Annotated in this window: 21 protein-coding genes; 15 read left to right on the forward strand and 6 right to left on the reverse strand. The window is 72.1% G+C overall.

Translation table 11 applies throughout. The annotated features are described in order from the left end of the window. The first annotated feature begins 246 nt into the window (after positions 1-246). The gene (locus tag J7E88_RS21000; protein WP_215183346.1) at positions 247-1,896 is read left to right on the forward strand and encodes a phospho-sugar mutase; all 1,650 of its coding nucleotides are present in this window, start codon (positions 247-249) and stop codon (positions 1,894-1,896) included. 477 nt (positions 1,897-2,373) lie between these two features. Here the strand turns inward: J7E88_RS21000 and J7E88_RS21005 are convergent, their stop codons facing one another. Further along, a complete protein-coding gene (locus J7E88_RS21005) occupies positions 2,374-3,009 on the reverse strand; it encodes a PH domain-containing protein (protein WP_215183348.1) in 636 nt (211 codons plus the stop codon). Positions 3,010-3,153: 144 nt separating this feature from the next. On the opposite strand from J7E88_RS21005, the gene deoC reads away from it, so the two are divergent. Genes deoC through J7E88_RS21020 form a run of 3 tightly spaced genes read left to right on the forward strand, consistent with a single transcriptional unit; the run spans position 3,154 to position 6,432 of the window. After that, positions 3,154-4,101 carry a deoxyribose-phosphate aldolase gene (gene deoC / locus J7E88_RS21010; protein WP_215183730.1) on the forward strand — a complete coding sequence of 316 codons (948 nt, stop codon included), beginning with the start codon at positions 3,154-3,156 and terminating at the stop codon, positions 4,099-4,101. 5 nt (positions 4,102-4,106) lie between these two features. Continuing rightward, positions 4,107-5,543: an aldehyde dehydrogenase family protein gene (locus J7E88_RS21015; RefSeq protein ID WP_215183350.1), complete on the forward strand. Its 1,437-nt coding sequence runs from the start codon at positions 4,107-4,109 to the stop codon at positions 5,541-5,543. Next, on the forward strand, positions 5,536-6,432 hold the full coding sequence (locus tag J7E88_RS21020; RefSeq protein ID WP_215183352.1) for an aldehyde dehydrogenase: 897 nt from the start codon (positions 5,536-5,538) through the stop codon (positions 6,430-6,432). Before J7E88_RS21015 ends, J7E88_RS21020 begins: the two co-directional genes overlap by 8 nt. A 58-nt stretch (positions 6,433-6,490) precedes the next feature. Here the strand turns inward: J7E88_RS21020 and J7E88_RS21025 are convergent, their stop codons facing one another. Next, on the reverse strand, positions 6,491-6,916 hold the full coding sequence (locus J7E88_RS21025; protein WP_215183354.1) for a hypothetical protein: 426 nt from the start codon (positions 6,914-6,916) through the stop codon (positions 6,491-6,493). Between the two features lie 118 nt (positions 6,917-7,034). Between J7E88_RS21025 and J7E88_RS21030 the strand changes: the two genes are divergently transcribed. Continuing rightward, positions 7,035-7,673, forward strand: a complete 639-nt coding sequence (locus J7E88_RS21030) for a uridine kinase (RefSeq protein ID WP_215183356.1) — start codon at positions 7,035-7,037, stop codon at positions 7,671-7,673. Between the two features lie 159 nt (positions 7,674-7,832). Here J7E88_RS21030 and J7E88_RS21035 read toward each other — a convergent pair whose 3' ends face one another. Beyond that, positions 7,833-8,609 (reverse strand): SigE family RNA polymerase sigma factor, encoded by a 777-nt coding sequence (locus J7E88_RS21035; protein WP_215183358.1) that lies wholly within the window; start codon positions 8,607-8,609, stop codon positions 7,833-7,835. A gap of 170 nt (positions 8,610-8,779) precedes the next feature. On the opposite strand from J7E88_RS21035, the gene afsQ1 reads away from it, so the two are divergent. The 5 genes from afsQ1 to J7E88_RS21060 all read left to right on the forward strand — a co-directional run bounded on the left by afsQ1 (position 8,780) and on the right by J7E88_RS21060 (position 13,043). Next, the gene (gene afsQ1 / locus J7E88_RS21040) at positions 8,780-9,457 is read left to right on the forward strand and encodes a two-component system response regulator AfsQ1 (protein WP_215183360.1); all 678 of its coding nucleotides are present in this window, start codon (positions 8,780-8,782) and stop codon (positions 9,455-9,457) included. Between the two features lie 103 nt (positions 9,458-9,560). Next, positions 9,561-11,129, forward strand: coding sequence for a HAMP domain-containing sensor histidine kinase (locus J7E88_RS21045; protein ID WP_215183732.1), 1,569 nt, complete (start codon positions 9,561-9,563; stop codon positions 11,127-11,129). Beyond that, positions 11,126-11,764 (forward strand): hypothetical protein, encoded by a 639-nt coding sequence (locus J7E88_RS21050; protein WP_308307562.1) that lies wholly within the window; start codon positions 11,126-11,128, stop codon positions 11,762-11,764. The genes J7E88_RS21045 and J7E88_RS21050 overlap by 4 nt, the downstream gene beginning before the upstream one ends. Before the next feature lie 367 nt (positions 11,765-12,131). Then, positions 12,132-12,719, forward strand: coding sequence for a VanZ family protein (locus tag J7E88_RS21055; protein WP_215183362.1), 588 nt, complete (start codon positions 12,132-12,134; stop codon positions 12,717-12,719). Between the two features lie 93 nt (positions 12,720-12,812). Continuing rightward, positions 12,813-13,043 carry a PspC domain-containing protein gene (locus J7E88_RS21060; RefSeq protein ID WP_215183364.1) on the forward strand — a complete coding sequence of 77 codons (231 nt, stop codon included), beginning with the start codon at positions 12,813-12,815 and terminating at the stop codon, positions 13,041-13,043. A 130-nt stretch (positions 13,044-13,173) separates the two neighbouring features. On the opposite strand, the gene J7E88_RS21065 is transcribed toward J7E88_RS21060, so the two are convergent. After that, positions 13,174-13,545: an ATP-binding protein gene (locus J7E88_RS21065; RefSeq protein WP_215183366.1), complete on the reverse strand. Its 372-nt coding sequence runs from the start codon at positions 13,543-13,545 to the stop codon at positions 13,174-13,176. Positions 13,546-13,690: 145 nt separating this feature from the next. Further along, positions 13,691-14,827 carry an adenosine deaminase gene (locus tag J7E88_RS21070; RefSeq protein WP_215183368.1) on the reverse strand — a complete coding sequence of 379 codons (1,137 nt, stop codon included), beginning with the start codon at positions 14,825-14,827 and terminating at the stop codon, positions 13,691-13,693. Between the two features lie 226 nt (positions 14,828-15,053). Between J7E88_RS21070 and J7E88_RS21075 the strand changes: the two genes are divergently transcribed. Further along, a complete protein-coding gene (locus tag J7E88_RS21075; RefSeq protein WP_374196306.1) occupies positions 15,054-15,809 on the forward strand; it encodes an alpha/beta hydrolase in 756 nt (251 codons plus the stop codon). Between the two features lie 94 nt (positions 15,810-15,903). Here J7E88_RS21075 and J7E88_RS21080 read toward each other — a convergent pair whose 3' ends face one another. Continuing rightward, complete coding sequence (locus J7E88_RS21080; RefSeq protein WP_215183372.1) at positions 15,904-16,854, reverse strand: LysR family transcriptional regulator; 951 nt, start codon at positions 16,852-16,854, stop codon at positions 15,904-15,906. 62 nt (positions 16,855-16,916) lie between these two features. Between J7E88_RS21080 and J7E88_RS21085 the strand changes: the two genes are divergently transcribed. The 4 genes from J7E88_RS21085 to J7E88_RS21100 all read left to right on the forward strand — a co-directional run bounded on the left by J7E88_RS21085 (position 16,917) and on the right by J7E88_RS21100 (position 21,401). Continuing rightward, entirely contained in the window at positions 16,917-18,185 is a 1,269-nt protein-coding gene (locus J7E88_RS21085; protein ID WP_215183373.1) for an MFS transporter, read from the forward strand. A gap of 173 nt (positions 18,186-18,358) precedes the next feature. After that, complete coding sequence (locus tag J7E88_RS21090) at positions 18,359-19,006, forward strand: L,D-transpeptidase (protein ID WP_251022996.1); 648 nt, start codon at positions 18,359-18,361, stop codon at positions 19,004-19,006. A gap of 137 nt (positions 19,007-19,143) precedes the next feature. Next, complete coding sequence (locus J7E88_RS21095) at positions 19,144-20,148, forward strand: sigma-70 family RNA polymerase sigma factor (RefSeq protein ID WP_215183377.1); 1,005 nt, start codon at positions 19,144-19,146, stop codon at positions 20,146-20,148. 422 nt (positions 20,149-20,570) lie between these two features. Next, the gene (locus J7E88_RS21100) at positions 20,571-21,401 is read left to right on the forward strand and encodes a T3SS effector HopA1 family protein (RefSeq protein WP_215183379.1); all 831 of its coding nucleotides are present in this window, start codon (positions 20,571-20,573) and stop codon (positions 21,399-21,401) included. The last annotated feature ends 42 nt before the right edge of the window (positions 21,402-21,443 follow it).

A 21,443-nucleotide genomic window follows, 5' to 3' on the forward strand; every position in this document is an offset into this window, starting at 1 on the left:
GGCCGCCAGGTCGTAGGGGGAGAACGAAGCGCGGGGCCCGGGGCAGCGCCCCGCAAGCCCGCCCCGCGGCTCCCGGCTTCGCCGGCGTACGAAGCACGGGGCTCGGGGCTCGGGGCGAAGCCTCGACGGGGCCCACGGGGGGCAGCGCCCCCGGTGGAGGCAGCGGCGCGCAGGAGCGGAAAAGCATCGCGCGCCGGTGCCCGGCGCGCACACTCGACGTACTCACACACGAGAGGCGGACCAACCGTGCAGCAGGACCTCATCGCGCGGGCCCAGGCGTGGCTCGCGGAGGACCCGGACAGCGAGACCCGGGACGAGCTCGGCAAGCTCATCGAGGCGCGCGACCTCGCCGAGCTGGCGGACCGGTTCGGCGGGACGCTGCAGTTCGGGACCGCCGGGCTGCGGGGGGAGCTGGGGGCCGGGCCCATGCGCATGAACCGGGTCGTCGTCATCCGGGCCGCCGCCGGGCTCGCCGCGTACCTCAAGGCCAAGGGCCAGGACGACGGTCTCGTCGTCATCGGCTACGACGCCCGCTACAAGTCCGCCGACTTCGCGCGCGACACCGCCGCCGTCATGGTCGCCGCCGGTCTGCGCGCCGCCGTGCTGCCGCGGCCCCTGCCCACGCCCGTCCTGGCCTTCGCCATAAGGAAGCTGGGCGCGGTCGCGGGCGTCGAGGTCACGGCGAGCCACAATCCGCCGCGGGACAACGGCTACAAGGTCTACCTCGGCGACGGCTCGCAGATCGTGCCGCCCGCGGACGCCGAGATCGCCGCCGAGATCGGCGCGATCGCGAGCATCGACGACGTACCGCGTGCCGAGGACGGCTGGGAGACCCTTGGCGACGAGGTCGTCAAGGCGTACCTGGAACGTACGGACGCGGTCCTCACCGCCGCCTCGCCGCGTACGGCCCGTGTCGTCTACACGGCCATGCACGGCGTCGGCAAGGACGTGGTGCTCCAGGCGTTCGCACGGGCCGGCTTCCCCGCGCCCGCGCTCGTCGAGGCACAGGCTGAGCCCGACCCCGCGTTCCCCACTGTCTCGTTCCCCAATCCGGAGGAGCCCGGCGCCATGGATCTCGCCTTCGAGACGGCCCGCCGGGTGCGTCCGGACGTCGTCATCGCCAACGACCCGGACGCGGACCGCTGCGCGGTCGCCGTCCCCGACGACTCCGCCGAAGCCGGCTGGCGCATGCTCCGCGGCGACGAGGTCGGCGCACTGCTCGCCGAGCATCTCGTCCACAAGGGAGCCACCGGGGTCTTCGCCGAGTCGATCGTGTCCTCGTCCCTGCTGGGGCGCATCGCCCGGGCGGCGGGGCTCGGCCACGAGGAGACCCTGACCGGTTTCAAGTGGATCGCGCGGGTCGACGGTCTGCGCTACGGCTACGAGGAGGCGCTCGGCTACTGCGTCGACCCAGGCGGTGTGCGCGACAAGGACGGCATCACAGCCGCGCTCCTCGTCGCCGAACTGGTCTCCGAGCTCAAGGAGCAGGGCCGTACGCTCGACGACCTGCTCGACGATCTCGCCGTCGCGCACGGCCTGCACGCCACCGACCAGCTCTCGGTGCGGGTCGAGGACCTGGGCGTCATCGCGAACGCAATGCGCGCGCTGCGCGAGCGGCCGCCGGTGATGCTGGCGGGCCTGCGGGTCACGAGCGCCGAGGACCTGACGCGGGGCACGGACACGCTGCCGCCCACGGACGGGCTGCGCTATTACCTCGACGGCGAGTTCACCGCCCGCGTGATCGTCCGGCCGAGCGGCACCGAGCCGAAGCTCAAGTGCTACCTGGAGGTCGTGGTCCCGGTCGCCGACGCGAGCGAGCTGGCCACGGCCCGGGAGCGTGCGGCCGGGGTGCTCGCGGACATCAAGCGCGACCTCTCGTCCGCGGCGGGCATCTGACAGCTCGGCGCGCCGGACTCGACGGCCCGCGGTCCGGCCGATGCCGGGGCAGCCGCACGACGAGGGCGTGGGGCCGCCCCGGTACAGGCCGAGGCGGCCGACCCGGCAGGGCCGGCACTGGTACAGGCCGGGCCTCGCGCCCCGTCAAGGTCGACCCCGGCACAAGCCGACCCCGACGGCCCGCAGGCGCTCCGACACAGGCCGTCCCCAGCGGCCCGGTGACCTCTCCGGGGCCCGTCAGGCCGGCACCGGCACAAGCCGACCCCCACGGCCGGCAGGTCAGCCCCGGTACAGGCCGAGCGCCGGGGTCGGTTCCGGTACAGATCAGACCCGGCGAACCGTCGGGCCGCCCCAGTACAGACCGGACCCGGCGAACCGTCAGGCCGCCCCGGTACACGCCGGATCCGGCGGCCGGCAGGCCGCCCCGGCACAGGCCGGCTCACATGGCCCGGCGGCCCCTCCGGGCCCCCGTGCCCGTCAGGCCAGGGCGAGCACCAGGACCAGCAGCACCGCGCCCGCGGCCACCGGCGCGAGCACCTCGTACGCCCAGCGCACCTGGGGCTCGCCCTGTGCGGACGAGCGCGGGGCCAGGTGTTCGGCCATGTCGCGCAGGTCCGCGATCGTCTGGTCCGCCGGCGCCATCCGCGTCTGTGAGTCGGTGACGTCCGCCGTCACCGACGTGGCGCCGTGCGGGTCGTCCGTCGCGCTGTGCATCTGCCGCCGGGCGGCCCGCTTGCGCTGGCGCAGGGAGACGGGGATGGCCCACAGCTGGTACTTCGTGCCCTCGGTGGTGAAGAGCTCGCTGGAGTACCCGGCCCGCACGTCCGCGACGGCGCCCCACGGCAGCGTGATCGTCCGGAACGGGTTCCTGATCCTCAGCCGCTCCTCGTTCACGAACACCGCGGGACGCATGCTGAAGGCGACGATCAAAGGCACCACGAGCAGTGCGGCCGCCAGCGCAAGCCACGGCGTGCGGCCCTCGCCGCGCACGAGCGCGTCCACGACCATCCAGGCGATGAGCGCGAGCAGCAGTCCACCGCCCGCCATCCCGGCGGGCGACCGGAAGACACGGTCGGCGTAGGAGGAGTCGGCCGGCTGCTGGGGGCTCGTCATGGGTCCGATTCTGCCGTACGCCCGGAACCGGTCGCCGGGACCGGTCCCCCGCCGGGACCGCCACGCGATCCTTCTGTGACCTCTCCGGGGGCCGCACCCCCCTGTACAGGTCGCTACGCGCGTAGATATGCTCATCTGGTGACCATGCCCACCATTGCACCAGCATTCGCTGACGTGACCGCGTCCGACAGCACGCTGCGCCGCTTCCTGCACGGGCTGCCCGGCGTCGACGCCGTCGGCCTGGAAGCGCGAGCCGCGTCCCTCGGCACCCGTTCGATCAAGACCACGGCGAAGGCGTACGCCATCGACCTGGCCATCTCGATGATCGACCTGACGACGCTCGAAGGCGCGGACACCCCGGGCAAGGTCCGGGCGCTCGCCGCCAAGGCCGTCCATCCCGACCCGACCGACCGCACGACCCCGCGCACCGCCGCGGTCTGCGTGTACCCCGACATGGTGGCGACCGCCAAGGCCGCCGTCGCGGGCTCCGGCGTCAAGGTCGCCTCCGTCGCGACGGCCTTCCCGGCCGGCCGTGCCGCCCTCGACATCAAGCTCGCGGACGTCCGTGACGCCGTGGCCGCCGGCGCCGACGAGGTCGACATGGTGATCGACCGCGGCGCCTTCCTGTCCGGCAGGTACCTCCAGGTCTTCGAGGAGATCCGGGCCGTCAAGGAGGCGTCCGGCGACGCCCGGCTGAAGGTCATTTTCGAGACCGGCGAGCTCTCCACGTACGACAACATCCGCCGCGCCTCCTGGCTCGGCATGATCGCCGGCGCGGACTTCATCAAGACCTCGACCGGCAAGGTCGCGGTCAACGCCACCCCGGCGAACACCCTGCTGATGCTCGAAGCCGTCCGCGACTTCCGGGAGCAGACTGGGGTACAGGTGGGCGTGAAACCCGCCGGCGGCATCCGCACCAGCAAGGACGCGATCAAGTTCCTCGTGCTGGTGAACGAGACGGTGGGCGAGGACTGGCTGACCAACCACTGGTTCCGCTTCGGCGCCTCCAGCCTGCTGAACGACCTGCTGATGCAGCGCCAGAAGCTGGCGACCGGCCGCTACTCCGGCCCCGACTACGTGACGGTGGACTGATCATCATGGCTTCCGCATTCGAGTACGCACCCGCCCCCGAGTCACGGTCGATCGTCGACATCGCGCCCTCGTACGGCCTGTTCATCGACGGCGAGTTCACCGACGCCGCCGACGGCAAGGTGTTCAAGACCGTCTCGCCCGCCAGCGAGGAGGTCCTCGCCGAGGTCGCACAGGCCGGCACCGAGGACGTCGACCGCGCGGTGAAGGCCGCCCGCAAGGCGTTCGAGAAGTGGTCGGCGCTGCCCGGCTCCGAGCGCGCCAAGTACCTGTTCCGGATCGCGCGGATCATCCAGGAGCGCAGCCGCGAGCTGGCCGTCCTGGAGACGCTGGACAACGGCAAGCCGATCAAGGAGACCCGCGACGCGGACCTCCCGCTGGTCGCGGCGCACTTCTTCTACTACGCGGGCTGGGCCGACAAGCTCGACCACGCCGGCTACGGGGCGAACCCGCAGCCGCTCGGAGTCGCCGGCCAGGTCATCCCGTGGAACTTCCCGCTGCTGATGCTGGCCTGGAAGATCGCCCCCGCCCTCGCCACCGGCAACACGGTCGTACTGAAGCCCGCCGAGACGACCCCGCTCTCCGCCCTGTTCTTCGCGGACATCTGCCGCCAGGCCGGCCTGCCCAAGGGCGTCGTCAACATCCTCCCGGGTTACGGGGACACCGGCGCCGCGCTCGTGGAGCACCCCGGCGTCGACAAGGTCGCCTTCACCGGCTCGACCGCGGTCGGCAAGGCCATCGCCCGCCAGGTCGCCGGGACGCGGAAGAAAGTCACCCTGGAGCTGGGCGGCAAGGGCGCCAACATCGTCTTCGACGACGCCCCCATCGACCAGGCCGTCGAGGGCATCGTCAACGGCATCTTCTTCAACCAGGGCCAGGTCTGCTGCGCGGGCTCGCGCCTGCTGGTCCAGGAGTCGGTCCAGGACGAGCTCCTGGAGTCGCTCAAGCGCCGGCTGTCCACGCTGCGCCTCGGCGACCCGCTCGACAAGAACACCGACATCGGCGCGATCAACTCCGAGGAGCAGCTGACCCGGATCACCACGCTCGTCGAGGCGGGCGAGGCGGAGGGCGCCGAGCGCTGGTCGCCCGCCTGCGACCTCCCGACGTCCGGGTACTGGTTCGCGCCGACGCTGTTCACGAACGTCACGCAGGCGCACACCATCGCACGCGACGAGATCTTCGGCCCGGTGCTGTCCGTGCTGACGTTCCGTACGCCGGACGAGGCGGTCGCCAAGGCGAACAACAGCCAGTACGGCCTGTCCGCCGGCATCTGGACGGAGAAGGGCTCCCGCATCCTCGCGGTGGCGAACAAGCTCCGCGCGGGTGTCGTGTGGGCCAACACGTTCAACAAGTTCGACCCGACCTCGCCCTTCGGCGGCTACAAGGAGTCGGGCTTCGGCCGCGAGGGCGGCCGCCACGGTCTGGAGGCCTACCTCGATGTCTGATCAGACGCGCCTGAGTGTCTTCAAGACCTACAAGCTGTACGTGGGCGGCAAGTTCCCGCGTTCCGAGAGCGGCCGGGTGTACGAGGTGACGGACTCCAAGGGCAAGTGGCTGGCCAACGCACCGCTGTCGTCCCGCAAGGACGCGCGTGACGCGGTCGTCGCGGCCCGAAAGGCGTTCGGCGGCTGGTCGGGCGCGACGGCGTACAACCGCGGCCAGATCCTCTACCGCGTCGCCGAGATGCTGGAGGGCCGCAAGAGCCAGTTCGTGCACGAGGTCGCGGACGCGGAGGGTCTGTCCAAGTCCAAGGCCGCCGGCGTGGTCGAGGCCACGATCGACCGCTGGGTCTGGTACGCGGGCTGGACGGACAAGATCGCCCAGATCGTGGGCGGGGCGAACCCGGTCGCGGGCCCGTTCTTCAACCTCTCCACCCCGGAGCCGACCGGTGTCGTCACGGTCCTCGCGCCGCAGGAGTCGTCCTTCCTGGGGCTGGTCTCGGTCGTCGCCCCCGTGATCGCGACCGGCAACACCGCGGTCGTCGTCGCGTCCGAGAAGGCCCCGCTCCCGGCCCTGTCGCTGGGCGAGGTGCTGGCCACCTCCGACCTGCCGGGCGGCGTGGTGAACGTGCTGTCCGGGCGTACGGCGGAGATCGCCGCCCCGCTCGCCGCGCACCAGGACGTCAACGGCATCGATCTGACCGGCGCCGACGGGGTGCTGGCTAAGGAGCTGGAGATCGCGGCTGCGGACAACCTCAAGCGGGTTCTTCGTCCACAGGCTGTGGACAACGACTGGCCGGCCGACCCCGGCACCCACCGCCTGACGGCCTTCCTGGAGACCAAGACGGTCTGGCATCCCACCGGCTCGCTCGGCGCCTCGGGTTCGGCCTACTGACACCCACAAGCCGAAGCCCCTGCCTCTCCGTCCGGAGGCAGGGGCTTCTTCACGGGCGCTACGGCAGCAGCGCGCCGGTGACCGGGCCGGCCACCGGCAGGTCCTCCAGCGCCTGTCCCTTGGTGATGTTGTCCGTCACCATCGCGGTGCTGACCGGCTCGAAGTCGGCGACCTGGGTACCCACCGAGTTGCCGAGCGGGTCCACGCCGGTGTTCGCCAACGGGTGGAGCTGCATGCTCTTGAGCCGGCTGACGCCGTCCACGGACCGGGCGACCGTATCGGTCACGGTCTCCAGCGGAGCGGCAGCGAGCACCGAGCCCGGACCGGCGACGGGCTGCGCACCGACGAAACCGTCGGCCGGCACCGCCGGCGCGGCCTGCGCGGCCGCCGAGCCCGCGCCCAGTGCCGCACCCGCCGCGGCAACGGTCAGCCCGGCGCGCAGAAGCGTGTGGCGCCGGTGGGAAGAAGCTGCATGACGAGCCATGAATTCCTGCCTGTTCGAGTAATCGTGAGCGCACGGACAGTAGTTGAGATGTGAGACGGGCAACCACCCCGCCTCCTGGGGGTCCCCCGGGCGGATCGATGCCTCACACTTGTCTCCCGTGAGTTCCCAACCCATCCCGACCCGCGTGGTGCTGATCGCGGGCCCCTCCGGTTCCGGAAAATCGTCCCTCGCGGCCCGCACCGGGCTGCCGGTCCTGCATCTGGACGACTTCTACAAAGAGGGCAACGACCCGACGCTGCCCCGGGTGACGGGCAGTTCCGACATCGACTGGGACTCACCTGCGTCGTGGGACGCCGACGCCGCGGTCGCCGCCATAGCGGAGCTGTGCGCCACCGGCCGCACGAACGTCCCCGTGTACGACATCTCGGCGAGCGCGCGCGTAGGCCGCGAGACGTTCGAAACGGCCCGCACCCCGCTGTTCGTGGCCGAGGGCATCTTCGCGGCCGACATCGTCCGCCGCTGCCAGGAGCTCGGCGTACTGGCCGACGCCCTGTGCCTGCGCGGCCGCCCCGCGACGACGTTCCGCCGCCGCCTCGTGCGTGACCTGCGCGAGGGCCGCAAGTCGGTCCCGTTCCTGCTGCGCCGCGGCTGGCGCCTGATGCGCGCGGAACGCGGGATCGTGGCCCGTCAGACCAGCCTGGGCGCGCACCCGTGCGGCAAGTCCGAGGCCCTGGGGCGTCTCGCGGACGCGGCGGCCGGCCGCTGCCGTATGCCCGTGGCACGCCAGCCGGCCTGACGCGGTTCCCGCCCGCGGACATGGGAGTGGGGCCGGACAGAACCCCCCGATCTGTCCGGCCCCACTCCGTTTTCCCCCGTGGATCCCCGTGTCCCCCGCGGATCCGTCCCGCCGTCTCCCCCGAAACAGCGGCCCCGTTCCCCCGTGTCCCCCGTGCCTTCAGGCCACCAGCTCGCCGAAGGACTCCTCCTCGTCACGGCCGAAGCTGAGGACCTCGTCCTCGCGCAGCCGGCGGAGCGACCGCCAGATGCTCGACTTCACCGTGCCGACACTGATGTCCAGGATCTCCGCGATCTCCGGGTCCGTGCGGCCCTCGTAGTAGCGCAGGACCAGCATCGTCCGCTGGAGTTCGGGAAGCCTGGCGAGCGCCTGCCACAGGACCGCGCGCAGCTCCGTGCCCCGCATCGCGTCGGTGTCGCCGACTGTCTCCGGCAGCTCCTCCGTCGGGTACTCGTTGAGCTTGCGCCGGCGCCAGGCGCTGATGTGCAGATTGGTCATGGTGCGGCGCAGATAGCCGCCGACCGCCGCCTTGTCGCTGATCCTGTCCCAGGCGCGGTACGTCGAGAACAGCGCGCTCTGCAGCAGGTCCTCGGCCTCGTACCGGTCGCCGGTCAGGTGGTAGGCGGTGGCGTACAGAGAGGCGCGGCGTTCCTGGACGTAGGCGGTGAACGCGGCTTCCGCGGACCCCGACTCCGGCAGGTTCGACCGCTCCCCCGTTGCCTCTCCGTACGCCGTTCCCCCGTCAGTCACGGCCACCATGTACGTCGCCTTGTGCTGACGCCCGGCGCCGCGAACGCACCCCCGCCCTCCCCCATGCTCCGGGCTTCGCCCGAGAAGGGAGGTGCCCCCAGCCGCGCCGGACTTCTCCGCGCTCCGTACGACGTCGTGGAGACGCGTGACAACTGCGCTTGAGGTGGTGCTGTGCAGTGCGTTCATCTCGCGCCCCCCGTCGAGTGGAGTCTGCTTCGTTCCGTGTGACAAGAAGCTTGCCCGGGCTCTTTCATCGCGGTGTCCGCCGACTGTCACAGGCGCGTCACAGAGGCCGGGGACAATGGTGATGGTCCAAGGAGTCGAACGTTGACGACCGCATGGGCCAGAATGGGCCCGTGCCTTTCCTGTTGCTGATCGAGGACGACGACGCCATCCGCACGGCCCTCGAACTCTCCCTGTCCCGCCAGGGCCACCGTGTGGCCACCGCGGCGACGGGAGAAGACGGCCTGCAGCTGCTGCGCGAGCAGCGGCCGGACCTGATCGTGCTGGATGTGATGCTGCCCGGTATCGACGGCTTCGAGGTGTGCCGCCGCATCAGGCGCACCGATCAGCTGCCGATCATCCTGCTGACCGCCCGCAGCGACGACATCGACGTGGTCGTCGGGCTGGAGTCCGGTGCCGACGACTATGTGGTCAAACCGGTGCAGGGGCGGGTGCTGGACGCCCGTATCCGCGCCGTACTGCGCCGCGGCGAGCGGGAGTCCACCGACTCGGCGACCTTCGGCTCCCTGGTGATCGACCGCTCCGCGATGACGGTCACCAAGAACGGCGGCGATCTGCAGCTCACGCCGACCGAGCTGCGACTGCTGCTGGAGCTGAGCCGCCGGCCGGGACAGGCGCTGTCCCGCCAGCAACTGCTGCGCCTGGTGTGGGAGCACGACTACCTCGGCGACTCGCGTCTGGTGGACGCGTGTGTGCAGCGGCTGCGGGCGAAGGTCGAGGACGTGCCGTCCTCACCGACCCTGATCCGTACGGTGCGTGGCGTCGGCTACCGGCTGGACGCTCCCCAGTGACCCACGGGCTTGGCGCGTGCGCGCCGGACGGGACCGTTCGGTGAGCGGTGGTACGGGCAAGGGCACGGCGGACGGCGCGGACGGCGCGGACGGCGCGGACCGTATCGGGGGCGGCGCGCGGCGCGGGCCGCTCGCCGGACTGCGGCTGACGAGTCTGCGGCTGCGCCTCGTGGTCGTCTTCGCGCTGGTCGCGCTGACCGCGGCGGTCTCCGCCTCCGGCATCGCGTACTGGCTCAACCGCGAGGCGGTGCTCACCCGCACCCAGGAAGCGGCGCTCGGCGACTTCCGGCAGGAGATGCAGAACCGCGCGGCGGCGCTGCCGCTGCGGCCCACCCAGGCCGAACTGCAGAAGACCGCCGAGCAGATGGCGAGCGGCGGCGACCACAGCGTGGTGCTGATCGCCGAGCGCGCCGAGGGCAAGCCGATCACCGGGGTGTCCGACCGCGACGAGTTCACGCTGGCGGACGTGCCGCGGTCGCTTCAGGACGCGGTGAACGACCGGCAGGACGTCGGCGCCGGCAACTCCGATCCGTACCACCTGTACTGGCAGCGCACCGAGCGCCGGGGCGAGCCGTATCTCGTCGGCGGTACGCGGATCACCGGCGGCGGGCCGACCGGCTATCTGTTCACCTCGCTCGACCAGGAGCGGCAGGACCTCAACTCCCTGGCCTGGTCGCTCGGCATCGCCACACTGCTGGCCCTCATCGGCTCGGCGCTGCTCGCCCAGGCCGCCGCCACGACCGTGCTCAAGCCGGTGCACCGGCTGGGCGAGGCGGCCAGGCGGCTCGGCGAGGGCAAGCTCGACACCCGGCTGCGGGTCTCGGGTACGGACGAACTCGCCGAGCTGGCACGGACGTTCAACAAGACGGCCGCTTCGCTGGAGAAGAAGGTCGCGGACATGAGCGCGCGGGAGGAGTCGAGCCGGCGGTTCGTCGCCGACATGTCCCACGAGCTGCGCACCCCGTTGACCGCGCTGACCGCCGTCACGGAGGTGCTCGAGGACGAGGCCGACAGCCTCGATCCGATGATCGCCCCGGCCGTGAACCTCGTGGTGAGCGAGACGCGGCGGCTGTACGACCTCGTGGAGAACCTGATGGAGGTCACCCGCTTCGACGCGGGCACCGCGAGGCTCGTGCTCGACACGGTGGACGTGGCCGACCAGGTCACCGCGTGCATCGACGCCCGTGCCTGGCTGGACGCGGTCGAACTGGACGCCGAGCGCGGGATCATGGCCCGCCTGGACCCCCGCCGGCTCGATGTGATCCTGGCCAATCTGATCGGCAACGCCCTCAAGCACGGCGGCTCCCCGGTACGGGTGTCCGTGCGGCTGGGCGACAACGATCTGATCATCGAGGTGCGGGACCACGGGCCCGGCATCCCCGAGGACGTCCTGCCGCACGTCTTCGACCGGTTCTACAAGGCCAGCGCCTCGCGGCCGCGCTCCGAGGGAAGCGGTCTCGGTCTGTCGATCGCCGTCGAGAACGCCCATATCCACGGCGGCGACATCACAGCGGCCAACTCCCCGGACGGGGAAGGCGCCGTCTTCGTCCTGCGCCTGCCCCGTGACGCGTCCGAGAGCGCGGACTGCGAGGCGGCCCGGGCGGACGACGCGGACAGCGAAAACGGCGGCCATGGTGTCGGCCGCGAGCGGGGAGAGGGGGACGCGCAGTGATACTCCCCGGAACATCGGCGGCCCGCCGACCGGCGGCCGCACTGGCCGCTCTGGCCGCTCTGGCCGGCGCCCTCGCGCTCGCGGGCTGCGGGATCAGGCCCACACAGGTGCCCGTGGACGCCGGCCCCGCGCCCTCGCGTGTGCCGTGCGAGGTGTCCGGCGTCGACGTCGCCCCGCAGGCGGGGCGTACGGGCGTCCCGGTCCGCGTGTATCTGGTGTGCGCCTCACAGCTGGTGTCGGTCGACCGCACGGCGGGGACGACGGAGGAGAAGGCCCCGGCCGACCGCGTCGCGACCGCGCAGGCGCTGCTCGACGAGCTCCAGCGGGAGCCGTCGGCCCCCGAGCACGAGGCGGGCTTCTCCACGTATGTACGCGGGCCGCTGCTGCTGAACGCCGGACGGCGCGACGACCCGGCCGGGGCGCTGCGCCTGAGCCGCCAGCCGGAGGACCTGCCGCCGGCCGCACTGGCACAGATCGTGTGCACCCTGCTGGAGAACGGGGCGACGGCGGACGGCTCGGTGCTGCTGGGCGGCCCGGGCGACTACGCCCCGCGCGCCTACACCTGCCCGGACGCGACGAAGGAGCGCCCCGACGCGGTGGTCCCGACAGCGGGCCCGCCGGGCCCGCCGCACTGAGCCTGGGTTCGGCGGCAGGCGGCATACGGCCGGTTTCGCCGGGGCCTGCGCACCGAGCCTGCGGGTTCGGGGACGCGACACCACGGGCTCATCTCTTCGGGTCGCCTCACGGGGTCGGTGCCCATACGTCCGGCGGAAGCGGGGTCGCGTGCCGCTCGGCTCCGAGCAGGGGCGGGACGGCCCGGTCTTCGAGGGGCGCGGGGCGCGGCCCCGGCGGGGCACGCTCACCGCGCGCCTCGCGCGCCTCGCGCGGCCGGTGCCGCACACCCCGCGCAAACGCGCGGCGTTCCGCCCGGGTCCGGGTGACGGCGGCGGTCCTTCCGACGGGGGCGGAACCGTTTCGCGGGGAGGCGGCGTCTTGGGGGGCGTGCAGCGTCAAGGCCTGGGCGGCAGTGCCGCCATCCTCTTCCGTGCGACGGGGCTCGTACTCCTCCTCGCCCATCTGCTGCTCGTCGCTTGGCTGACATTGCGCCCACGCGACGTGCTGTGGGTGACGGCGGCGAATCTCGAACCGTTCGCCGGGATCCAGGCAGCCCTGGCGCTGGGGCCGCTGGAGGCCGCCCGGCACATCGGCGAGGGGCTGCTCCTGCTGTCGCCGCTCGGCGTGCTCCTGCCCATGGCCGGCGGCCGGCTGGCGGTCTCCCCGTGGGCCTCGCTGACCCGTACGGTCGCCGCCGGAGTGCTGCTGTCGCTCGGCATCGAGCTGCTCCAGACCGGCGTGCCCGGCCAGATCGTCGACATCGACTCGATCATGCTCAACACCTGCGGCGTCGCGCTCGCCCACCTCGCCGTCGTCCCCGCGGGCCGTGCCCGGCTGCGCCGCAGGATGCTGCACCCGGGCGGCCGGTCGGCTCTGCGCGGGGGCGGCCGTGGTCACGAGCCTCGGACCATGCTCCGGGACGAGGGTTCTCAGGGGGCGACCCCGACGATTCCCAGGGTCGGGATCGCCCCGTAGAGCGACGCTTCACCCGCATTCGCGGCGCGACCATGGAGGCATCGGGAGCACACATCCAAAGGCTCCCCGACCGCTCTCGTGAAGGAGCCCACCATGGCCGCACTTGCCCGCCCCCGTGACTGGGGGCACCTCCCACGCCGGAGGCGCGAGGGGAGCGTGCTCGGCGGAGTGTGCGCAGCGCTGGCCCGGCGTTTCGGCACCTCTGCGACGACCATGCGCGTGATCTTCGTCGTCTCGTGCCTGCTGCCCGGGCCGCAGGTCCTGCTCTACCTGGCGCTGTGGCTGCTGCTGCCGTCGGAGAAGCCCGCCACCGCCGCCTGGTGAACGGGCCCCCGGGCACCAGAACCCTCGCGGCTCCACTACACGCACAGTGGGGCGCACCCCCAGTTCGGGTGTGCGCCCCACGCGGGTGCGGCCATCGCGGCACGTCGGCCGGGACGTCGGCACGGGCTCGTCAGCCCGCGAGTCCGCCAGGGAGTCCGCCGAGCAAGCCGCCGCGGAGCTCGCCCGTCTTCAGGCCGCCGAGCAGGCCGGTGACCGGCGCCGTGGCGTCCTTGGACGACAGCACCTTGCCGGCCGTGCCCTGGACGGCTCCGGGCAGCGCGGCGGCGGAGTTCTTCAGCGCCGCCTGGCCGCCGGCGAGGGCCTGCGGGGCACCCGTCGGGAGCTTGCCGGCGGCTTCCTGGACCGGGGCGAGGTGGGAGACGGGGCCGAGCGCACCGGTCGCGTCGGGCAGCGCGGGCGCGGCGGATGCGGTGCCGGCGGCGGCAGCGGCGAAGGCGGCGCCGAGGGCGGCGACACCGAGGGTCTTTGCGGATTGCTTCATCGCAGACAAATCCTTGGGGACGACAATTGTGAGCGGCTCCGCAAGCTAGTCAGCTTCGCACAGGCGCCGCAAACACCGCGAAGCGGCCGGAAATTGACGCTCCCGGCCGCTTGGGTGTACGCGTGTCGCCGTGTACGGCGGGCGTTCAGTTCCCGGTCGTCGCGGTCTGCCGGAACAGCCATTCGGACTTCAGCTCGGCATAGCCGGGCTTGATCACATCATTGATCATCGCCAGTCGTTCATCGAAAGGGATGAATGCCGACTTCATCGCATTGACGGTGAACCACTGCATGTCGTCGAGCGTGTATCCGAACGCCTCGTTCAGCAGCTCGAATTCACGACTCATGCTGGTGCCGCTCATCAGCCGGTTGTCGGTGTTGACCGTGGCCCTGAAGTGGAGTCTGCGCAGCAGGCCGATGGGGTGGGCGGCGTAGGAGTCGGCCGCGCCGGTCTGCAGGTTGGACGTAGGACACATCTCCAAGGGGATGCGCTTGTCCCGGACGTACGCGGCGAGCCGGCCCAGCTTCACGGATCCGTCGTCGGCCACCTCGATGTCGTCGATGATGCGCACCCCGTGGCCGAGGCGGTCGGCTCCGCACCACTGGAGCGCCTGCCAGATCGAGGGCAGCCCGAAGGCCTCGCCGGCGTGGATCGTGAAGTGGTTGTTCTCGCGCTTGAGGTACTCGAAGGCGTCCAGGTGACGGGTGGGCGGGAAGCCCGCCTCGGCTCCGGCGATGTCGAAACCGACGACGCCGGCGTCGCGGTAACGGTTGGCCAGTTCGGCGATCTCCAGGGCGCGGGCGGCGTGCCGCATCGCGGTCAGCAGCGCGCCGACGCGGATGCGGTGACCGCTCTCCCTGGCACGGCGCTCCCCTTCGCGGAAGCCGTCGTTGACCGCCTCGACGACCTCTTCGAGGGTGAGCCCGCGCTCCAGGTGCTGCTCGGGGGCGTAGCGGACCTCGGCGTAGACGACGCCGTCCTCCGCCAGGTCCTCGGCGCATTCGGCGGCCACGCGGAAGAGCGCGTCGCGGGTCTGCATGACGGCGCAGGTGTGCGCGAACGTCTCCAGATACCGTTCCAGGGACCCGGAGTCGGCGGCCTCGCGGAACCAGATGCCGAGCTTGTCGGGCTCGGCCTCGGGCAGGGTCTCGTAGCCGATGTCACGGGCGAGTTCGATGATCGTGCCGGGACGCAGACCGCCGTCGAGGTGGTCGTGGAGCAGCACCTTCGGGGCGCGGCGGATCTGGTCCCCGGTGGGCGAATTGAGGGTCTGGCTCGTCATCTGCGCACTCTAGCCCCTACGCGCGTAGAGCGCGCCCCCCGGCGAGCCCTGTCGATACGTAACAGTGACCGTGCGTACGGGTGGAGTACACCTGGCCTTCTGAGACTGTTGGGCCATGGCACACCACGCAGTGCCCCGGTGGCGGGGGCGTCCGGCCGGACCGGGCGGAGGACCGACGGTCCTAGGTGACACCGCCGTTGGACGGGCGGAGCGCACCGGGCGGACAGTGGCGCAGGCCCGGCTCGGCCGCCTGCCCGGGCGCCTCGGCACCGTCGGCGGCGCGGACGCGGCGGTGGCGGGGGTGGTCCTGCTGCTCCCCGACGGCGAGCCGGAATCGGAACGCCGGGCGTCGGCGCTGTCGTACGCGGCGGCGCTCCCGCTGGGCCGCGCGCTGGCGCGCGCGGGGCGTTCGGAGGGGCTGCTCGTGCACTGGGTGCGCTACCGCTCGCGCGGCTGGAACGGCCCGGACGCGTGCCTCGCCGCGGATGCGAAGTGGGCGGTGGAGGAAGTCGTACGCCGCTACGGCGATGTTGCGGTGTGCCTGGCCGGGCACGGCATGGGCGGCCGGGCGGCCCTGCACGCGGCGGGCCACCCGGCGGTCGACTCGGTGCTGGCGATGGCGCCCTGGCTGCCCGAGGACGACGTGGCGGCGCAGCCGGAGCCGGTGGAGCAGTTGGTGGGCCGGCAGGTGCTGATCGTGCACGGCACGAACGACCGCACGACGGACCCGGAGCTGTCGTACCGCCTGGCGGAGCGCGCGAAGAAGTCGAACCGGGACACGTGCCGCTTCGAGGTCCACTCGGACGGGCATGCGCTGCGGCAGCACCAGGAGGAAGTCCTGGCGCTGGCGGCGGACTTCGTGCGGGGCTCACTGTTCACGGGGACGTACGCGCGCCCTGTGGCGGACGCGATGGCGGCTCCGCCGCCGCTGGGCCTGCGGATGCCGCTCGCGGCGGGCTTCGGCCGCGCCCTGCGCGCGTAGCCGGCCCCGGGTCCGTTGCGCCCCCGAGCCCCGGCGGGGGTGGGGGCCGGGGCCTCCGGAAGCGGGGTACCCGGACCGCTTTCCCGTACCTGCGCTACGCCAGCAGGTTGCCCCGGCGGGAGAGGAGGAAGCGTTTGAAGGCTGCGACCGGGAGTGTGTCCGGGTGGCCGTCGAGCCAGGCCAGGCCGATTTCGCGGACCGCCTTCGGTGCCGTGACCGTCAGTTCGACGACGCCGGGGCGGGCGACGGCCGGGGGCGGCAGCAGGGCCACTCCCAGGCCCGCCGCCACCAGGCCGCGCAGGGTCTCCGCCTCCTCGCCCTCGAACGCCACGCGCGGTGTGAAGCCTGCCTCCGCGCACAGGTCGTCGGTGATGCGGCGCAGGCCGTAGCCCGGTTCGAGGGTGACGAAGGTTTCGTCCGCGGCCTCGGCGAGGCGCACGCGTTTGCGCGAGGCCAGGCGGTGGTCGTCGGGGACGACCAGCAGCAGGCGCTGTTCGTCGAGGCGGCGCGCCACCAGGTCGGGCGCGTCCGGGACCGGCGAGGTCAGGCAGAGGTCGAGTTCGCCGGCCCGGAGCCGTTCGATCATGGCCTCGCCGTAGTTCTGGACCAGGGTGAAGCGGATCCCGGGATGGTCGGCGCGGAAGGCGCGGATCAGGCCTGGCACCGTCTCGGAGCCCATTGTGTGGAGGAAGCCGAAGGCGACCTTGCCCGCCCGCGGGTCTGCGTCGGCCCGGACCGACTCGGCCGCCCGCTCGATCTCGGACAGCGCCCGTTCCACCGAGGTGAGGAAGGCGCGGCCGGCCGGGGTGAGGGACACCGTACGGCCCTTGCGGGCGAACAGCGTGACGCCGAGGTCCTGTTCGAGCCGGACCATGGCGCGCGAGAGGGTCGACTGCGGCACGCCCATCTCCTGAGCGGCACGGGTCACATGCTCCTGCCGCGCGACTCCCGCGAAGTACGCGAGCCGTGGCGCGAGCAGCAGCGCGATGTCTTCTTCGTAACTGGCCTGTGACAGGCGTGCCCCTGAGCTGCGTTCATGCGCCATGGGAACGATTATCCCCCTTTCATGCATTGGACGCATGAAAAACGGCGGCCTAACTTCGACATATGCCTCCTGCCAGTACCAAGGCGCCCACCACCGTGGGCGCCGCCCCGCCGTCCCCCGATCTCCGACTCGCCCCCGGCGCTCCCGGCTACCGCCGCATGAGCTTCGCTCTCTTCGCCGCGGGCATGGCGACCTTCGCTCTCCTGTACTCCACGCAGGCGCTGCTGCCCGCCGTCTCCGCCGATTTCGGCGTGAGCGCGAGCGCCGCCAGCTGGACGGTGTCCGCGGCGACGGGTGCGCTGGCCCTGTGCGTACTGCCGCTGAGCGCGGTGTCCGAGCGTTTCGGGCGGCGCAGGGTCATGACCGTGTCGCTCGCGGTGGCGGTCGTGCTGGGTCTGCTGGTGCCCCTCGCGCCGAACCTTCAGTGGCTGGTGGCGCTGCGCGCCCTGCAGGGCGCGGCTCTGGCGGGGCTGCCCGCCTCCGCGATGGCGTACCTCGCGGAGGAGGTCAGGCCCAAGGCGCTGGTGGCGGCGATCGGCCTGTTCGTCGCGGGCAACAGCATCGGCGGCATGAGCGGCCGCATCCTCACCGGCTGGGTCGCGCAGGTCGCGGGCTGGCGCGTGGGGCTCGCCGCGGTCGGTGTGATGGCGCTGGCGTGCGCGCTTGTCTTCCGGGCGCTGCTCCCCCGCGCCCGGCACTTCACGCCCGGTTCGCTGAACCCCCTCGCCCTGGCGAGGACCGTCCGCGGCCATCTGTCCGACCCGCTGCTGCTGCGGCTGTACGCGATAGGCGCGCTGTTCATGACCGTCTTCGGCGCGGTCTACACGGTGATCGGCTACCGCTTGGTGGAGGCGCCGTTCGACCTGCCCCAGGGCGTGATCGGTTCCATCTTCCTGGTCTACCTCGTCGGCACGGTCTCGTCCGCCGCCGCGGGGAAGCTGGTCGCCCGGCTGGGCAGGCGCGGCGCGCTGTACCTCGCGGTCACCACGACGGCCACGGGTCTGCTGCTCTCGCTCGCCGGCTCGCTGGCCGCCGTGCTGCTCGGCCTGGTCCTGATCACCGCCGGGTTCTTCGCGGGGCACGCCGTCGCGTCGTCCTCGGTGAGCCGTACGGCGAAGACGGGCCGGGCCCAGGCGTCGGCGCTGTACCAGTCGGCGTACTACCTGGGCAGCAGCGCGGGTGGCACGCTCGGCGCGGTGGCCTTCCACGCCGGCGGCTGGTCCGGCACGGTCGCGCTCGGCCTGCTGGCGGTGCTCGGCGTCGTGTCGGTCACGCTGTACGGGACGCATGCGGCCCGCGTCCACGACCGGCGCGTCGCGGCAGCCGCGTAACGGCGCGCGCCCTTCAGCGAATACGTCCTGAATACGTCCTCCTTCGGTGCAACTGACGCTCCCCTTCGCGTGTCTCAACCGGCAGACCGTCCCACCGGAAGGCACTCGAAGGGGAGTTGGGGGACATGAGGCGTATAACAGGACGTACGGCAGTGGTGCTGGGCCTGACCGGCATGCTGATCCCGGTCACCGCGGTGCTCGGCGCCGCACCCGCGCAGGCGGCGTCGTGCACGACGTCGACGGGCCCGTACCAGAGGCAGGTGGAGAAGTTCCTCGGCCGCCCGGTCGACGGGCGCCAGTCGGCGGCCGACTGCGCGGCCACCCGCTCCTTCCAGGCCAAGCACGCCATCACGCCGACCATCGGCTACGCGGGCCCGATCACCTGGCGCACGATGAGCACGATGCTCGCCCAGCGGGCCGCCGGGAAGAACCCGAACAAGTCCGGCACATGCCCGGTGAACAAGGGGCGGATCGCCTGCGTCGACCTGACCAGGCAGCTCAGCTGGATCCAGGACGGCAGGACGCTCAAGTACGGCCCGGTGCCCGTGCGCACCGGAAAGAACGGCACAGAGACCCGCACCGGCGCCAAGAAGATCTACTGGCGCAACATCAACCACTGGTCGACGATCTACCACGTGCGGATGCCGTACGCGCAGTTCTTCGACGGCGGACAGGCCTTCCACTCCACGACGAAGTCCATGTGGAACCCGCCCGGGTCCGGCGGCTGCGTGAACATACGCGCCGCGGACGCGAAGGCATACTGGAACCTGTTGAAGAACGGCGACGACGTCTATGTGTACGGGCGCAAGCCCGGCACGTGAGCCCGTCGGTCACACGCGCCCCAGGGCCCCACGGAAGCGGCCCGGTGGTTCCCCGATCTCCCGGCCCGGGCCTGATTGTCAGTGGGCTGCGGTAGCTTTCGAACCGCCGGTGCCGATGGGTGACAGGGACGGACCCGATGAGTGACCTCGCAACGAAGCAGGATCTCGACGCACAGCTGGAGCGGCATCGCCGGGAGCTCACCGGCTACTGCTACCGCATGCTGGGCTCGTCCTTCGAGGCCGAGGACGCGGTCCAGGACACGATGATCCGCGCCTGGCGGAACATCGAGAAGTTCGAGGGGCGCTCCTCGCTGCGCTCCTGGCTGTACCGCATCGCGACGAATGTGTGCCTGGACATGCTGAACGCGGGCAATCGCCGGGCACGCCCGATGGACCTGACGGACCCGACCCCGGTCGCCCGGGCGCAGCTCAACGCCCGGCCGGAGGTCACCTGGCTGGAACCGGTGCCGGACGGGCGGGTGCTGCCGTCGGTCGTGGACCCGGCGGAGACGGCCGTGGAGCGGGAGACGATCCGGCTGGCATTCGTCGCCGCGTTGCAGCATCTGCCGCCGAAGCAGCGTGCGGTGCTGATCCTGCGCGAGGTGCTGGCCTGGAAGGCGAGCGAGGTGGCCGAGCTGCTGGGCACGACGGTGGCTTCGGTGAACAGCGCCCTCCAGCGCGCCCGCGCGACGCTCGCCGAGCAGGAGCCAACGGCCTCGGACGCGGCCGACCCGCTCGACGAGGAGCAGCAGGACCTGCTCAACCGCTATGTCGCGGCCTTCGAGGGATACGACATGAAGGCCCTCACGGCGCTGCTGCGCGAGGACGCGACGATGTCCATGCCGCCGTACGACCTGTGGCTGCGCGGCCACGACGACATCGTGGGCTGGATGCTCGGCGTCGGCGAGGTCTGCCGCGGCTCCCGGCTGGTCCCGACGGTGGCCAACGGCGCCCCGGCGTTCGCGCACTACCACCCGAGCCAGGAGGGCGAGGGCTATGAGCCGTGGGCCCTGATCGTCCTGGAGCTGCGGGACGGCAAGGTCGGCGGGATGGACTTCTTCCTGGACACCAAGCGCTGGTTCCCGCTGTTCGACCTGCCGGCACGGCTGGACGCGTCCGGGACGCCGATGACCGACGAGTAACTTTCTCCGCACCGCCGGTGCCGCCCCGGCGGACGGCCCACCCCTCGGCTCGCGACCCCTCCACCTGGGGACGCGAGCCGATCACTTAAGATCATTTTCAGGACTGTTGATACCGGGGGTGTGACAGCCATTGCGTAATGAAGCGCGACACGGATCCATCGCCACCAGAGTGCCTGACCAGTACTCCAGGCGAATGGACGCGAAATCGCACACTGCGTGCAGCTGCGAGTGCGCCCTGCTGCAGGGCGTGGTGAACGATGTACAGGGGTTTGCAAAACTGACGGAGCGTGAGCGGCAGTCGGCGTGAGTTCTCGGCTGGAGGCCGGGCTGATGGCTCACCTCCACCACGAGTTGCTGTGCCCCTCGGGACATTGTCCCGAGGACACCTCACCAACGACCAAGAGCAGTCGCACTGTGCCGGGTTGTCGACGTGGGCCGGCCCGCGCCGACCGCGGCTGGTCCTGCCGGACCCCGACTTCGAGCGGGCACTCGACGCGGCTCTGCCGCACCGCGAGGTCCACCGCTCCGGCGTGCTGCTGCGCCCCCCGCTGGACGAGGGCACCCCAGGCCGCGAGGCCGGTGACCGTGGCGGTGACGGAGGTGAGGCGATCGTGTCCTGGGACGGTGTACGGGTACGCGTGCCGGCCCGTTCGCTCGGGGAACAGGGCCCGCTCGCCCCGGGGGCCACGGTGAGCCATCGCGTCTCCCCCGCCCGGCCCGCGCTGTCGCCCGGCTTCTTCTACGCCATGGGCAGCCGGGAACCGCGCCTCGACGCCGAACTCCTCCGGGTCTACGTCCACATCACCGCACCCGAGCACGCCCCTGGGCTCTGGGGAGCCGTGCTCGGCGCCCTGGAGGACGCCGGAGCGCACTACCACGCCAAGGTGCTGTCGAGCCCTGACGAGTACCCCCGGCGCGATGCCCTCGTCGTCTATCTGGGCAGCGAGTCCTGGGACGCCTGCCACACCGTCGCCGGCGCCGTCCGGGGCGCACCCGGCACGGGCGAGGACGTGTCGGTGTTCGCCCACCGGCTGGGCCCAGGTGCCGCCGTCGCCTGGGAGCCCGACGATCCGCGGCCGGGTGCGGGCGGGCTGAGCTTCGGCCGGCACCGGGCGGCGGCCCTGGCCGAGGCCGCCGTACGGCTGTCCGGCGGCGGAGACATGACGGCTGCCGCGCAGGCGTTCACCGAGGCCGGTGCCGACCCGCTGGCCCCGTACCGGAACGCGGGCTCTCCCGAGCTTCCGGGACGCTGAACCGGCGCCTGGCCTCCCGGTTCGCTTCCCTCGGCCCCGCCC

The organism is Streptomyces sp. ISL-10, assembly GCF_018614575.1.
Classification (GTDB): Bacteria; Actinomycetota; Actinomycetes; order Streptomycetales; family Streptomycetaceae; genus Streptomyces.

Bases quoted from the DNA above. Each gene is read 5' to 3' on its own strand.
- J7E88_RS21005 (WP_215183348.1), bottom strand. From the start codon at position 3,009: ATGACGAGCCCCCAGCAGCCGGCCGACTCCTCCTACGCCGACCGTGTC.
- deoC (WP_215183730.1), top strand. From the start codon at position 3,154: ATGCCCACCATTGCACCAGCATTCGCTGACGTGACCGCGTCCGACAGC.
- J7E88_RS21015 (WP_215183350.1), top strand. From the start codon at position 4,107: ATGGCTTCCGCATTCGAGTACGCACCCGCCCCCGAGTCACGGTCGATC.
- J7E88_RS21020 (WP_215183352.1), top strand. From the start codon at position 5,536: ATGTCTGATCAGACGCGCCTGAGTGTCTTCAAGACCTACAAGCTGTAC.
- J7E88_RS21025 (WP_215183354.1), bottom strand. From the start codon at position 6,916: ATGGCTCGTCATGCAGCTTCTTCCCACCGGCGCCACACGCTTCTGCGC.
- J7E88_RS21035 (WP_215183358.1), bottom strand. From the start codon at position 8,609: ATGAACGCACTGCACAGCACCACCTCAAGCGCAGTTGTCACGCGTCTC.
- J7E88_RS21060 (WP_215183364.1), top strand. From the start codon at position 12,813: ATGGCCGCACTTGCCCGCCCCCGTGACTGGGGGCACCTCCCACGCCGG.
- J7E88_RS21065 (WP_215183366.1), bottom strand. From the start codon at position 13,545: ATGAAGCAATCCGCAAAGACCCTCGGTGTCGCCGCCCTCGGCGCCGCC.
- J7E88_RS21070 (WP_215183368.1), bottom strand. From the start codon at position 14,827: ATGACGAGCCAGACCCTCAATTCGCCCACCGGGGACCAGATCCGCCGC.
- J7E88_RS21080 (WP_215183372.1), bottom strand. From the start codon at position 16,854: ATGGCGCATGAACGCAGCTCAGGGGCACGCCTGTCACAGGCCAGTTAC.
- J7E88_RS21085 (WP_215183373.1), top strand. From the start codon at position 16,917: ATGCCTCCTGCCAGTACCAAGGCGCCCACCACCGTGGGCGCCGCCCCG.
- J7E88_RS21090 (WP_251022996.1), top strand. From the start codon at position 18,359: ATGCTGATCCCGGTCACCGCGGTGCTCGGCGCCGCACCCGCGCAGGCG.
- J7E88_RS21095 (WP_215183377.1), top strand. From the start codon at position 19,144: ATGAGTGACCTCGCAACGAAGCAGGATCTCGACGCACAGCTGGAGCGG.